Source organism: Streptomyces sp. NPDC002588 (assembly GCF_040295925.1).
In the GTDB taxonomy this organism is placed as follows: Bacteria; Actinomycetota; Actinomycetes; order Streptomycetales; family Streptomycetaceae; genus Streptomyces.
In genome coordinates this window covers 81,649-94,675 of the sequence record NZ_JBEOWF010000021.1, presented here as the reverse complement: position 1 = coordinate 94,675, position 13,027 = coordinate 81,649, and the positions used below count along the sequence as shown (strand labels likewise).

At 71.0% G+C, this 13,027-nt stretch carries 9 protein-coding genes and 1 pseudogene; 7 read left to right on the top strand and 3 right to left on the bottom strand.

Features of this window, described 5'->3' with window-relative positions; genetic code table 11:
* Window positions 1–35: 35 nt before the first annotated feature.
* Window positions 36–4,943, bottom strand: a complete 4,908-nt coding sequence (locus ABT057_RS24520) for a type I polyketide synthase (protein ID WP_352345708.1) — start codon at window positions 4,941–4,943, stop codon at window positions 36–38.
* A 531-nt stretch (window positions 4,944–5,474) separates the two neighbouring features.
* On the opposite strand from ABT057_RS24520, the gene ABT057_RS24515 reads away from it, so the two are divergent.
* The 6 genes and pseudogenes from ABT057_RS24515 to ABT057_RS24490 form a co-directional block, all read left to right on the top strand.
* Complete coding sequence (locus ABT057_RS24515; protein WP_352345707.1) at window positions 5,475–6,341, top strand: 3-hydroxyacyl-CoA dehydrogenase family protein; 867 nt, start codon at window positions 5,475–5,477, stop codon at window positions 6,339–6,341.
* Window positions 6,338–6,616: a phosphopantetheine-binding protein gene (locus ABT057_RS24510; RefSeq protein ID WP_352345706.1), complete on the top strand. Its 279-nt coding sequence runs from the start codon at window positions 6,338–6,340 to the stop codon at window positions 6,614–6,616. Before ABT057_RS24515 ends, ABT057_RS24510 begins: the two co-directional genes overlap by 4 nt.
* Window positions 6,609–7,730, top strand: a complete 1,122-nt coding sequence (locus tag ABT057_RS24505; RefSeq protein WP_352345705.1) for an acyl-CoA dehydrogenase family protein — start codon at window positions 6,609–6,611, stop codon at window positions 7,728–7,730. Before ABT057_RS24510 ends, ABT057_RS24505 begins: the two co-directional genes overlap by 8 nt.
* Complete coding sequence (locus ABT057_RS24500) at window positions 7,696–8,799, top strand: HAD-IIIC family phosphatase (protein ID WP_502973960.1); 1,104 nt, start codon at window positions 7,696–7,698, stop codon at window positions 8,797–8,799. Before ABT057_RS24505 ends, ABT057_RS24500 begins: the two co-directional genes overlap by 35 nt.
* A gap of 443 nt (window positions 8,800–9,242) precedes the next feature.
* Window positions 9,243–10,004: a thioesterase II family protein gene (locus ABT057_RS24495; protein WP_352345703.1), complete on the top strand. Its 762-nt coding sequence runs from the start codon at window positions 9,243–9,245 to the stop codon at window positions 10,002–10,004.
* Between the two features lie 165 nt (window positions 10,005–10,169).
* Window positions 10,170–10,487, top strand: a pseudogene (locus tag ABT057_RS24490) (hypothetical protein); the annotation flags it as partial.
* Between the two features lie 120 nt (window positions 10,488–10,607).
* Here ABT057_RS24490 and ABT057_RS24485 read toward each other — a convergent pair.
* The gene (locus ABT057_RS24485) at window positions 10,608–11,072 is read right to left on the bottom strand and encodes a MarR family winged helix-turn-helix transcriptional regulator (RefSeq protein WP_352345702.1); all 465 of its coding nucleotides are present in this window, start codon (window positions 11,070–11,072) and stop codon (window positions 10,608–10,610) included.
* 148 nt (window positions 11,073–11,220) lie between these two features.
* On the opposite strand from ABT057_RS24485, the gene ABT057_RS24480 reads away from it, so the two are divergent.
* Window positions 11,221–11,706 (top strand): DUF2269 family protein, encoded by a 486-nt coding sequence (locus tag ABT057_RS24480; RefSeq protein WP_352345701.1) that lies wholly within the window; start codon window positions 11,221–11,223, stop codon window positions 11,704–11,706.
* A 94-nt stretch (window positions 11,707–11,800) separates the two neighbouring features.
* On the opposite strand, the gene ABT057_RS24475 is transcribed toward ABT057_RS24480, so the two are convergent.
* On the bottom strand, window positions 11,801–12,967 hold the full coding sequence (locus tag ABT057_RS24475) for a pentapeptide repeat-containing protein (protein WP_352345749.1): 1,167 nt from the start codon (window positions 12,965–12,967) through the stop codon (window positions 11,801–11,803).
* Window positions 12,968–13,027: the final 60 nt, after the last annotated feature.

The following is a 13,027-nucleotide window of genomic DNA, read 5'->3' as shown; positions in this document are numbered from 1 at the left end:
GGACACTCCTCGGTCGGTGGGTTGGCCGGGTGGAATCAGGAGATGCCGAAGTTGTCGTGCAGGTACCGGAACATCTCCTCGTCGCCGGCCCCGTCCGGGATCACCCCGGCCACCGCATCGCCGGGGGCGGCCGCGGTCCAGTTCGTCACCAGAGCGGACAGGCGAGCGGTCACCCGGGCTCTCGCCTCGGCCGTGAAGGGAGTGGTGTTCAGACTGGCTTCCAGACGGTCCAGTTCGGCGAAGGTGGCCACCGGCAGGCCGGTGTCGTCCGCCGGCGCGAGTTCGGAGTGCAGCCGGCGGGCGAGGACCTGCGGGGTCGGGTGCTCGAAGACCACGGTGGTCGGCAGCCGCAGGCCGGTGGCGGCGTTGAGGCGGTTGCGCAGTTCGACGGACATCAGCGAGTCGAAGCCCAGGTCGCGGAAGCTGCGGTCGGGCTCGACCGCTTCCGGTTCCGGTTGCCGCAGCACGCCCGCGGCGCGCTCACGCACCAGGTCGAGCAGGATGTCCTCCTGCTCGGCGGGGGAGTGCCCGGCCAGCCGTTCCCGCAGCGGCGCCGGCCGGTCCACGTCGTCGCCGCGCGGACCGTCGGCGAAGTTCGCGACCAGGGGGCTCGGCCGCAGGGCGGTGAACGCGGGGATGAAGAGCGACCAGTCCAGGTCCGCCACCACCGATGTCGCCGCGCCGTCCTCGACGGCCCGACTCAGCGCGGTGATCGCCGGCTCGGGGGCCATGGCCCTGACCCCGAGCCGGTCGAACAGCTCCCGCAGTTCGTCCGGCGTGTCCGACAGACCGGTCTCGGTCCAGCCGCCCCAGGCGATCGACGTGGCCGCCCGCCCGTTCGCGCGGCGCTGTTCCGCCAGGGCGTCGAGAAAGGCGTTCGCCGCGCTGTAGGCGGCGTGGCCGGCGCCGCCCAGCACCCCGGAGAGCGACGCCATCAGTACGAAAGCGTCCAGCGGGGTGTCCGCGAGGACGGCGTCCAGGTTCGCCGCGCCCACGGCCTTGCCCGAGACCACTTCGGCGAACTCCGCCACCGTCGTCGCCGAGGCCGGCGCGTAGGCGCCGCTCACGGCCGCGGCGTGCACCACCGCGCGCAGCGGTGACTCCTCGGGAACACGGGCGAGCACCTCGGTGAGGCCCGCGAGATCGGCGGTGTCGCAGGCCTCGAACGCGACCGTGGCGCCGAATCCGGCCAGTTCCGCGGCCAGTTCGCCGGCGCCGGGGGCCTGGGCACCCCTGCGGCTGAGCAACACCACGTGCCGGGCGCCGTGCCGGGCCGCCCACCGGGCGACCCGTGAGCCCAGCGCACCCGTGCCGCCGGTCACCAGGACGGTGTCCCGCGGCCGCCACGGCTCGCCGTCGCGCTCCGGAGCACCGGCCCTGACCAGTCTGCGGGCCATCGCGCCCGACGCCGTCAACGCGATCTGGTCCTCACCGGTCCCGCCCGACAGGACGCCGGTCAGCCGTGCCTCGGCGGAGGGTTCGGGCACCGCGGGCAGGTCCACCAGGCCCGCCCACAGCCTCGGGTGCTCCTGCGCCACCGCCAGTCCGAGGCCCCAGACCTGGGCCTGGGCGGGACTGGGTGCCCGGCCGTGGGCCGATGTCGCACCCCAGGTCAGGCACCACAGCCTCGCCGTGGTCCGGGCCGCCGTCATGGCTTGGACCAGAGCCAGCGTCAACGCCACACCGGTGGGGAGCGCGGGGTGGTCCGGGTGGGGTTCCTCGGCCAGTGCCAGCAACGACACCGCCCCGGCGACCGTCTGCGGGTCGCCCACCGCGTCCCGGAGCAGTTCGGCGATCCGTTCGCGGTGCGCGTCGTTCACCGACAGCGTCACCGTCCTGACAGCCGCGCCGCTGCCCACCAGGTGCGCGAGCACCGCACGGACCCGTTCGTCCTGCTCGTGCGCCGCCGGTACGACGACCACCCACGCGCCCTGCGGGGCCTGCGTGCCGGTCGGCGCCAATGGCGTCCAGGCCACCCGGTACCGCCACGAGTCCGCAACAGCCTTCTCCTCGGCCTGTCGGCGCCAGGAGGCGAGGGCGGGCAGGGCCGCCTGGAGCGGGGTGTCGGCCGCGACTCCGAGCAACCGGGTCAGCGCGGGCAGGTCGCCACGGTCCACCGGGTCCCAGAACGGCCGGGTCACCGCGTCCGCCGTCGTCGCCGCGGGCACGGTCTCCTCCCGCCCGCCCTCGTCGGCCAGCCAGTAGCGCTCCCGCTGGAAGGCGTAGGTCGGCAGGTCGACGAGCTCGGCGTCGGTGAAGGCGGGGCGCCAGTCGACGGCACCGCCACGGACGTGGACCTCGGCCACGGCGGACAGGAACTGCTCCCGACCGCCGTGGCCGCGCCGCAGCGTGCCGATGACGGCGGCCTCCCGGCCCGACTCGTCGATCAGGTCCTGCACCCCCGTCGTCAGCACGGGCTGCGGGCTGACCTCCACGAACAGACCGTGCCCCGCGTCGAGCAGGGCGCGCACGGCGGCGTCCAGCCTGACGGGCCGGCGCAGGTTGTCGTACCAGTAAGCGGCGTCCAGGCCTGAGGAGTCCCGCCGTCCGCCGGTGACCGTTGAGTAGAAGGGGATCCCGGCCGTGCCGCGCGGCGTGATGCCCGCGAGGGATGTCTCGATCTCCTCCCGGAGCATGTCGGCGTGCCCCGAGTGTGCGGCGAAGTCCACTCCCGGGACGCGCCAGCGCAGCATGCCCCGGCGGGAGACTTCACGCTCGAACTCCTGAAGGGCGTCGGCGTCGCCGGACACCGTCACCGCTGTCGGCCCGTTGACCGCCGCGACCCACAGGCGCTCGCGCCACGGTTCGAGCAACTCCGCCGTCTCCTCGACCGACGCCACCATGGAGAGCATTCCGCCCAGGCCGCACAGCCGCCGCAGCGACTTGCTGCGCAGGGCGACCACGCGCGCCGCGTCCCGCAGGGACAACGCCCCCGACACGCAGGCGGCCGCGATCTCGCCCTGGGAGTGCCCGACGACGGCCGCGGGCGTCACACCGTACGAGAGCCACAGCTCCGCCAGGGACACCATGGTCGCGAACAGCACCGGTTGGAGCACGTCCACCCGGTCCACTCCCGGCGCGCCGTCGGCACCCCGCACCACGTCCAGCACCGACCAGTCGACGTATTCGCCGACCGCAGTGGCGCACTCGGCCAGCCGGGTGGCGAACACCGGTTCCGTGTCGAGCAGTTCGCGGGCCATCCCCTCCCACTCCGTGCCCTGTCCGGGGAAGACCAGGACCGGTCGCCGTGCTGCTTCCGCGCAGTGCCCCTGGGTGAGGCCGGCACCCCGCCCCGACTGCTCGGCCAACGCGCTCAGACCGTCCAGAAGGGACGTCCGGCCGGTCCCGAGTACGACGGCGCGGTGGTCGTGGGTGGTGCGGGTCACCGCGAGCGTATGGCCGACATCGGCCGGGTGCGGGTCGTGCTCGAGCACGTGCGCACGCAGGCGCTCGGCCTGGGCGCGCAGCCCCGCCCGTGAGCGGGCCGAGAGCACCCAGGGCACGACGACGTCCGGTGTGCGCCGTTCCTTGTCCGAAGCCGTCGGCGCCTGTTCGAGCACGACATGGGCGTTGGTGCCGCTCACTCCGAACGACGAGACGCCGGCCCTTCGTGGCCCGTCCGTCTCCGGCCACGCCCGCGTGGTGGTGAGCAGGCGGACCGCGCCGCCGGACCAGTCCACCCGGTCGCTGGGTTCGTCCACGTGCAGCGTGCCGGGCAGCACTCCGTGCCGCATCGCGAGCACCATCTTGATCACACCGGCCACGCCCGCCGCCGCCTGCGTGTGACCGAGGTTGGACTTGACCGAACCCAGCCACAGCGGCCGGTCGGCCGGCCGGTTGCGGCCGTAGGAGGCCAGCAGCGCCTGTGCCTCGATGGGGTCGCCGAGCCTGGTGCCCGTGCCGTGCCCCTCCACCGCGTCGATGTCGTTCACCGACAGGCCGGCCGCGGCCACCGCGGCCTCGACGACCTGCTGCTGCGCCGTCCCGTTCGGAGCGGTGATGCCGTTGGACGCGCCGTCGGAGTTGACCGAGGAGCCGCGGAGTACGGCCAGCACCCGATGTCCGTTGCGTCGCGCGTCCGACAACCGTTCCACCAGCAGCGCGCCGACCCCCTCGCTCCAGCCGGTTCCGTCGGCCGCGGCCGCGAAGGACTTGCAGCGCCCGTCCGGCGCGAGGCCGCCGTGCTGGGCGAACACGGAGAAGGTGGTCGGGGTGGACATCACCGACACCCCGCCGGCCAGCGCCAGATCGCACTCGCCCGCGCGCAGGGACTGAGCCGCCAGGTGCAGGGCCACCAGAGACGAGGAACAGGCCGTGTCCACGGTCATCGAAGGGCCGCGCAGACCGAAGGTGTAGGAGATGCGCCCTGAGACGACACTGCCCGAGGCCCCGGTGATGAGGTGCCCCAGGAGAGGGGTCGGCACGGGGAACGCGGAGAGGGCGTAGTCCGAGCCCATCATCCCGGCGAACACCCCGGTGCGGCTGCCCCGCAGCGAAGCGGGGTCGATCCCCGCTCGTTCGAAGGTCTCCCAGGCGATCTCCAGCAGTAACCGCTGCTGCGGATCCATCGCAAGTGCCTCGCGCGGTGCGATGCCGAAGAAGCCGGCGTCGAACTGGTCGGCACCGGCCAGGAAACCGCCGCGGCGGACGTGGGCAGCCGCGGGTTCACCTGGTTCACCGGGTTCACCGGGTGCGGCGGTGCTCGGCGACGCGAGCGGCCAGCCGCGGTCGGTCGGGAAGTCCGAGACGACGTCCCGGCCCTCGGTCACCACTCGCCACAGGTCTTCCGGTGACTCCACCCCGCCGGGGAAGCGGCAACTCATCCCGATGATCGCGACCGGTTCCCGCTGACGCTCCTCGGTCGCCCGCAGGCGTTCGGTGGTCAGGTCGAGTTCCGCGGTGACCCGCTTGAGGTAGTCAAGCAGTTTGTCGTCGCCTACCATCCGCGCCCTCCTGGAAGTCGAACAAGGAAATCGCAAGCAGAGAAACAATGCCTCGGCAGCAGAAAAGCAACGCCTCGCAAGCAGGGAAAGCAATACATTGACAACGACGTCACCTTGACATTGAGGATCGCGGTGAAAGTCAGGTGGTGAGGAGCGTGAGCGTGCCGTTCTCCGCACCAAAGGGAAGTCGTTTCCAGAAAAGGGCAGCCCAACGGAATCAAGCGTGCGAGAGTCCGGCTCGGCACCCCTAAAGGGCACCTCACCAGCAGTTTCGCCAGCGCAGGGTCATCGCACCGATGCCTGGGTGACGACTTGCAAAGAGTCTGCGGACGATCGGCCGTCACGTCAATCGACCTCTCCACGTTTAAATTCGTGTCACCCGAGATCGGGGCGGAAAATTGGGATAAACCATTGCCTCCGACTCCGTGTGAGCCATCTCACCCTTATTGATCCGCCCTTAAGTGCTGCTAGCATCGATCGAGTTCGCCCTCGGTATTGGGCCGTAATCGAACGCGATTATCGGAGGCGCATGTGGCGGCTGATTGCCAGGAACGTCCGGTTGCCGTTCTGGGTGCGGGTGTGATGGGGATGGGCATCGCGACAACCGTGCTGGGCAGCGGCCTGCCGGTCGTGCTGCTCGATGTCGAACAAGGTGTGCTGGACCGGGCCGAGCGCACGATCGAGACCCAGTTGCGGCACGCGCGGATGATGGACGCGCTGCCCCCCGACCGCGCGCCGGGTCGGCTCGTGACCACCACGTCGATGAGTGCGCTGGCCGGTGCACGCGCCGTGGTCGAGGCCGTCGTCGAGCACCAGGCCACCAAGGTCGAGGTCCTCACCGACGTCGCCGGCTTCGTCGACGCCGACACCCCCCTGATCTCCAACACCTCGGGCATCCCGATCGACGTACTCGCCGATCGACTGCCAAGGCCACGGCAGCTGATCGGCACACACTTCATGAACCCGGCGTACCTCATCGACCTGGTCGAGGTGATCCGGGGCCCCCGCACGGACGAGGCGACGGTGACCGCGGTCACCTCACTGCTGGCCGCCCTGAACCGCCGGGCCGTCGTGGTGCGCGACTCCCCGGGGTTCGTCACCAGCAGGCTGTTGCACCCGATGCTCAACGACGCCGCGCGACTGGTCGACGAGGCAGTGGCCACGCCCGAGGATGTCGACACCCTGATGGTGGGGTGCCTCGGGCACCGAACCGGGCCGCTGCGCACCGCCGACCTGATCGGTCTCGACAACCTCGTCGACTCGCTCGCGGCGCTGTACGAGCGGACCGGCGAGCAGCGCTACCGACCGTGCGACCAACTGCTGGCGAAAGTCCGTGACGGCGACCTGGGCCGCAAGTCCGGCCGCGGCTTCTACGACTACAGGGAGGCACTCTCATGACGACGGACCAGGAACCGGGTACGGACTCGGGCGCCATCGAGGAGACGCTGAGGTCATACCTGGTGGGCAGACTCAAGACCGATGTGCTCGTGGACCAGGACCTGTTCGAGTCCGGTCTGGTGACCTCGATGTTCGCGATGGAGCTGGTCGTCCACCTGGAGAAGACCTTCGAGGTGTCGATCCTGGGTGGCAACCTGCGGCTGGCCAACTTCCGAAGCGTCCGGTCGATGGCAACGCTGGTGCGGGAGTTGCAAGCCGGTGAAAGCCGTGGCTGAACACCTCGCCGACGCTCGGACACTGGTCGGTGAACTCGTCGGCGACCGGGCCGACGCCTGGGACCTGGCCGGCGAGCTGCCGCTTCCGGTGCTGCGCGAGCTGGGCAGCCGGGGGGTGCTGTGCGCCCAGGTGTCGCCGGAATACGGCGGGCTCGGTCTGAGCAGCGCGGACAACGGCGAACTCACGGCGCACACCGGCAGCCTGTGCAGTTCCGTGCGGAGCGTACAGACCTCGCAGGGGATGGCGGCCTGGGCCATCGGGCGGTTCGGAGCCCCCGATCAGCGGCGCGCCCACCTGACGGAGCTGACGAGCGGCGGCCTCGCGGCCATGGCCTTCAGCGAGCCGGGCGCGGGCAGCGACCTGTCCGCCATCGAGACCCGCATCGAACCCGACGGCGACGAGGTCGTCGTGACGGGACGGAAGGTCTGGGTCACCGCGGCGGCCTACGCCGACCTGATCGTGGTCGTCGGCAGGTTCGGAACGGACGCGGCTGTCGTCGTGGTCCCCAGCACCGCGCGGGGCGTCCATGTGGAGCCCGTCCCGAACCCGGTCGGCTGCCGGGCCGCCGGGCACGCCGATGTCCTCCTCGACTCGGTTCGCCTGCCGGCCGGCGCGGTGCTCGGCGGCGGCGGCCAGGCACTGGCGATGGTGGTCACCACGGCGCTGACGTACGGGCGGATGTCGGTGGCCTGGGGATGCGTCGGCATCCTGCGTGCCTGCCTGCGCGAGTCCACCGCCCATGCCCGATCCCGCTCACAGTTCGGCAAGCCGCTCGCCGAACACCAGCTCGTGGCCAGGCGCCTCGCCGAACTTCTGGTGGCCGAACGGGTGGCGACCACCGCCTGCGAGCACGCCAGCGGGCGCTGGGACTCGGGTGATCCCGACCTGGTCGTCGAGGCGGTGCTGGCCAAGCACGTCAGCTCGGGCAACGCGACCAGGGGCGCGGCTTCGGCAGTGCAGCTGCTGGCTTCCCGCGCCGCACAGGACGGCACCCCGGTCGCGCGCGCGTACCGGGACGCCAAGCTCATGGAGATCATCGAGGGCACCACCGAGATCTGCCAGATCGTGCTCGCCCAGCATGCGATGGCAACCGCGGGGAGGAACCGTGGCTGACGGGACCGTACCGGTGAAGTGCCTGGTCTGGGACCTGGACAACACCCTGTGGCAGGGAACCCTCCTCGAGGACGACGAGGTCCGGCTGCCGGACGCGGTGCGCGACGTGATCGTCACCCTCGACTCGCGTGGCATCCTCCAGTCGGTGGCCAGCAAGAACGACCACGACCTGGCCTGGCAGAAGCTGGAGCGACTCGGGATCGCCGAGTACTTCCTGCTGCCCGCGATCGGCTGGGGACCGAAGTCCGACTCGGTACGCAGGATCGCCGACGAGCTGCGTTTCGCGCACACCGCCATCGCCTTCATCGACGATCAGCCCGCCGAGCGCGCGGAGGTCACCTACCACCTGCCCGAAGTACGCTGCTACTCGCACGAACAGGTGCTCGACCTGCCTGGCCTGCCCGAGTTCACGCCGGCCGCGGTGACCGAGGACTCCCGTCAGCGGCGCCGGATGTACCAGGCGAACTTCCGCCGGGCGGCCGAGCAGTCCGCCTTCACCGGCCCGGACGAGGACTTTCTCCGCTCGCTGGAGCTGGTCATGCGGATCGCCGGGGCGGAGAAGGAGGACCTGGCCAGGGTCGAGGAACTGACCCTGCGCACCAGCCAGATGAACGCGACCGGCGTGCACTACTCCGACTCGGCGTTGCGCGAGCTGTGCGACGATCCCGCGCACGACGTTTTGGTGATCAGCATGGCCGACCGGTTCGGTCCGCACGGTGCGGTGGGTGTGCTCCTGCTGGCGAGGAACGCCGAGTTCTGGCACCTCAAACTGTTGGCCACGTCTTGCCGGGTGGTGTCCTTCGGCGCCGGTGCCGTGATTCTGAACTGGCTGATCGGCCAGGCCTTCAAGGCAGGGGTGCACCTCGTCGCGGACCTACGGCAGACCGGGCGCAATCGGATGATGGAGATCGCCTACCGGTTCGCGGGGTTCACCACGGACCCGTGCACCTGTACGTCTGCATGCGGCACGCCGCCGGAGGCAGACGTACAGCGCCTGCACCTGGTACCGGACCACAGAAACGAACCGGCCACCATGCGGCTGGTGTCGGAGGGTCTGCCACCCGGCTGACAGCCCTTTCTCGGATTCCGCCGGCTCGGCGCTCCATGGCGGCTCGGTCGCCCGCCACGGGGTCGGCGTGTGAATGTGGCAGGCCGCCGGTGATGCGGACGGCTCCGGGCCGAGGCCGCCCGCAGCCCGCTCGCTCAACCGGGCGGGCACCGCGGGCCGGGAGGCGCACCGAGGCACGGTCGCGCAGGGCGATCCGGCAGCACCTGCCGCAGCGTTGGTGTGCTCCCTCGCGTCCGCCGCACTCGGCCATGCCCATCAGCACCGGATCCAGCCCCGGCCAGGACCTCCCCGCGTCGGGCCCCCGCCGCCCCCGTTCGGACCGGACCGGCCGGTGCACTCACGGAGATCAGCGGTCCCGGCCCGCCACCGCCCCTGATCCACGACCACGCCACATCGGCCGTGCCGGCCGCGTACCCGGACGCGGAGAGGAAGAGGACCACGTCATGACATCCACACCGACGGACACCCCATGGATCCGCCGCGGTCACCCGGCCCCGCCCGGCGCCGCCACCCTCGTGTGCTTCCCGCATGCCGGTGGCTCGGCCACGTCCTTCCACGCACTGTCCCGCACGCTGTCCGAGCGGCTGGACGTCGTGGCCGTGCAGTATCCGGGCCGGCAGGACAGGCATCGCGAACCGGCGATCGAGGACCTGCGGGAACTGGCCGACCAGACCTTCGAGGCACTCACCGAGGCCCTGGGGACCGAACGCCCGCTCGCACTGTTCGGCCACAGCATGGGGGCGTGCGTCGCCTTCGAGGTCGCCCGGCGGCTGGAAGAGAAGTCGGGCGTGGAGCCCATGGCCCTGTTTGTCTCCGGGCATCGGGCGCCTTCCCGGCACCGTACGGAAAATCTGCACCTGAAGGGGGACGACGCCCTGCTGCGGGAGATCCGCGCGCTGAACGGCACCGCACCGCAGGTGCTGGACGACGAGGACCTCGTCCGGCTGCTCCTGCCGTCCCTGCGCGCGGATTACAAGGCGGTCGAGAGCTACCGCGCCGTCCAGGGTGCCGCCGTCGGCTGCCCCGTCGTCGCCCTGACCGGCGACGCCGACCCGAAGACCTCGGTGGAGGAAGCCCGGGCCTGGCGGGAGCACACCACAGGTCCCTTCGACCTGAGGGTGTTCACCGGCGGCCACTTCTATGTGTCGGAGCACACCGAGGCCGTCGCCGACGTGCTGTCGCGGCACCTGGACCGGACGGAGTGATCGCCGTCCAGCAGATGCGTGTGGGCCCCCGCGTGCACGGCCGGCTGATACTGGTCGCCGACCGCCCGCTCACCCCGGTCGACCACCTTCTGCTCGGCCACGCGGCGTCGCTGATCGCCCTGGAGGCGGAGAAGCCTCTGCGCCTGCGGCGACGAACAGCACCGCGGGCATCCCCTGGCGGCCAAACTGTGGGGGCCCGTGATCGGCCCCCTCGTGGCAGTCGCCTCGTTCGTGTGTTCCATCGGCAACGTGCCGCTGGCGGTGGTGCTGTGGAAAGGAGGCATCAGCTGGAACTGCACCACGTGGCTCAACCTTGCCTTCCTCGTCCTCGCCGCCCTGCTCCTGGCGCGCTTCTGGCAAACCGGTGGGCGGGCCATGCTCCGCATGATGGGCGGTCCTCCCGAGACCGGGAACCACATGGGTGAACACCACCAGCACGGCAACACGCAGAGGGGGGCGTCCCAGACCACGACCGAGGCGTAGGTCTTTGCAGGCCGCCTCCAGCGCGGCAGCCGCCCGCCCCTTGGCCGAGCCGACCGGCCCATCGTCGATCGCGGCGAGTTCCTCACGATGCTCGGTTCGTGTGGACGCCAGGGTGGTCTGTCAGAAGCGGTCGGGCGTCTCGGCGCCGAGGTGCCTGGCCAGAAGGCGGTGCAGCAGCGTGCCCAGGCCGGCCTGCTCCTCGGCCGTCAGTCCGTCGAGCAGCGGGGTCTCGACCGAGCCGACGGCATGGTTCATCTCGCGCAGCAGCCGGCGGCCGGTTTCGGTGACGCGCAGTTCCGCGGTGCGGCCACGGCCTGCTGGAGTCACGCGGCGGACGGCGTCGGCTTGTTCGAGTTGGCGAACAGTGGCCTGCATGCTCTGCGCCGTGACTCCAGCCCTGCGCCCCAACGCACTGTAGGAGAGTCCGGGCTCGCGCGAGAGGTGGCCCAGGGCGCTGAGATGTCGCAGTGACAGCCCCTGGGCCTCGAGGGCGCGCTCGACCTCCTCCCGCACGATCCGCCCCAGGGCGAGCAGCAGCAGCGCGGGGCGTACTGGAGGTGGGCGCTCGGCCGGGTTGCTCGTCACCTGTCCCACCTTCCAGGGCCGGATGCGGGCAGCCGGCAGTTCTGGGCTGTTGAAAGGGGAATGCTATCGTCGACCGAGTTTAAGTCAGACTGAAACCGTGTGCCTGAGGATCCGCCGCGGCATGCGGGTGAAAAGGGGAGACACCGCCATGGCCAAATTCCTGCTCAGCATCCACGTGCTGGCGGCAATCCTGTTCATAGGACCGGTCACCATTGCGGCGAGCCTGTTCCCTCGTTACGCGCGCCAGGCACTGGCCGACGGCCCCGAGCAGCAGTCGGCCAAGGGTTCGGTCCAGCTGCTGCACCGGATTTGCCGGGTCTACTCGGTGGTCGGGATCACCGTCCCCGTCCTCGGGGTCGGCACCGCCGAGGTGATGGGCGTGATGGGCAGCGCCTGGCTCATCTCCTCCATGGCACTGACAGCTGTCGCCGCGATCCTGCTGGGCATCGCGGTGCTCGGCACCCAGGACGACGTGGTCACCCAGCTCGACAGGCCCGAACAAGCGTCGACCGACGCAGAGTCCCTGATCGCCCGGCTGCCCCGGCTGTCAATGATCACCGGCCTGTTTGCCCTCGCCTGGCTGATCGTGGTGGTCCTGATGATCGTCCGCCCTGGATCGACGACAGGCGCATGACGGCTCAGCCACCGCAGTGCCCCCGCTCAGCCGGTGGCTGTCGTTGTCCGGAACGCCCTGCCGCCCCGCAGCGGTCTGCACCCGGATCGCTCGGTCACGGCATGGACCGCAGGGGCGGGTGCTGGGTCGTTATCCCTGGAGGCTGGAGCAGCGGCGGAGGCTCGGGGCCGGGATCCTCGGTGACGACGACGCCGGCGGCCACGTGGTCGAAACCGGCCGGCCATCGAGTGTGTCCGCTGGCCAGCGCGCCGGTCAGACGTGCCTGAAGGAGGTCGGCCGTGCTCAGGTCGCAGCCACGCAGGTCGGCCAGGCGCAGATCCGCACGGCGGAAGACGGCACCGCCTGCGTCGGCCTTGCGCAGGTTCGCCTCACGCAGGTCGGCCTCGCTGAAGTCCGCGTCGCGCAAGTCGGTTTCGACCAGCCGGGCGCCACGGAGATCAGCCAGAACGCAACGGGCCCGGCGCAGGATCGCCGTCTTGAGGTCGGCGTGCCGCAGGTTGACCGAGACGAGAGACGCCTGCGTCAGGTTGGCGCGGTACAGGCCCGCCGCCTCCAAACAGGACCGGTCGAGGTTGACCTCGTGCAGCCACAGCCCGTCGCAGTCGGCCCGCCGCAGGTCCGTGACGCTGAGGTTGATCCAGGACTGCTCCCGGGGATGCAGCAACAGAACGCCGAGCCCGGTCAGCGCCACCTGGGCGTCGGCCGCACGAACCTCCAGCGGCACGACGTCGTTGATCGGCACGTCCGCCGCCGGAGCGCCCGGTGCGGTGGGCGGCCAGGGCAGGTGTGTACGCAGGTAAGCGGCCTGGATGGAGACGACGGCCTCACGGTCGCGGGCGGAGTGCTCCGCGATCCGCCACAGCGCGTGGAGGCCACCGATGCGGGTTTCCAGTTTGTCACTGCCGAGCTGATCGACGGCCCGGCTGAACCGGTCGGTGACATAGCCCTCCTGGGTGGCGCGCAAGCTGTCCTGGCTGACGCGCAGTTGACGCCAGGTGGCGTAGGCGCCGAACAGCACGACCATGCCGCCCACGGCCTGCAGAAGTGCCGTACGGACGTCGTTCACCGCTTGCAGCCGGTCATGTGCGGCGACGCTCGCACCGGCGAGATCGTGGTCGACCACCGCGCCCGGCAGGACGACGAGCACCGCGCCCAGAACGGCCGGCCCCGCTGTCCCGGCCAGCAGGGCCGCGACCGCACGATGCCCGACCAGCCGGTCACGCCACGGCCTGCGACCCCGGCCCGGTTCCCCCACACCCATGGGCATGGGAGCCTAGTAGAAATCCGAGACGGGACACAGGACTTACCCGCCTGGTGCGCG

Bases quoted from the DNA above. Each gene is read 5' to 3' on its own strand.
- ABT057_RS24495 (WP_352345703.1), top strand. From the start codon at position 9,243: ATGACATCCACACCGACGGACACCCCATGGATCCGCCGCGGTCACCCG.
- ABT057_RS24520 (WP_352345708.1), bottom strand. From the start codon at position 4,943: ATGGTAGGCGACGACAAACTGCTTGACTACCTCAAGCGGGTCACCGCG.
- ABT057_RS24500 (WP_502973960.1), top strand. From the start codon at position 7,696: ATGCGATGGCAACCGCGGGGAGGAACCGTGGCTGACGGGACCGTACCG.
- ABT057_RS24475 (WP_352345749.1), bottom strand. From the start codon at position 12,967: ATGGGTGTGGGGGAACCGGGCCGGGGTCGCAGGCCGTGGCGTGACCGG.
- ABT057_RS24510 (WP_352345706.1), top strand. From the start codon at position 6,338: ATGACGACGGACCAGGAACCGGGTACGGACTCGGGCGCCATCGAGGAG.
- ABT057_RS24480 (WP_352345701.1), top strand. From the start codon at position 11,221: ATGGCCAAATTCCTGCTCAGCATCCACGTGCTGGCGGCAATCCTGTTC.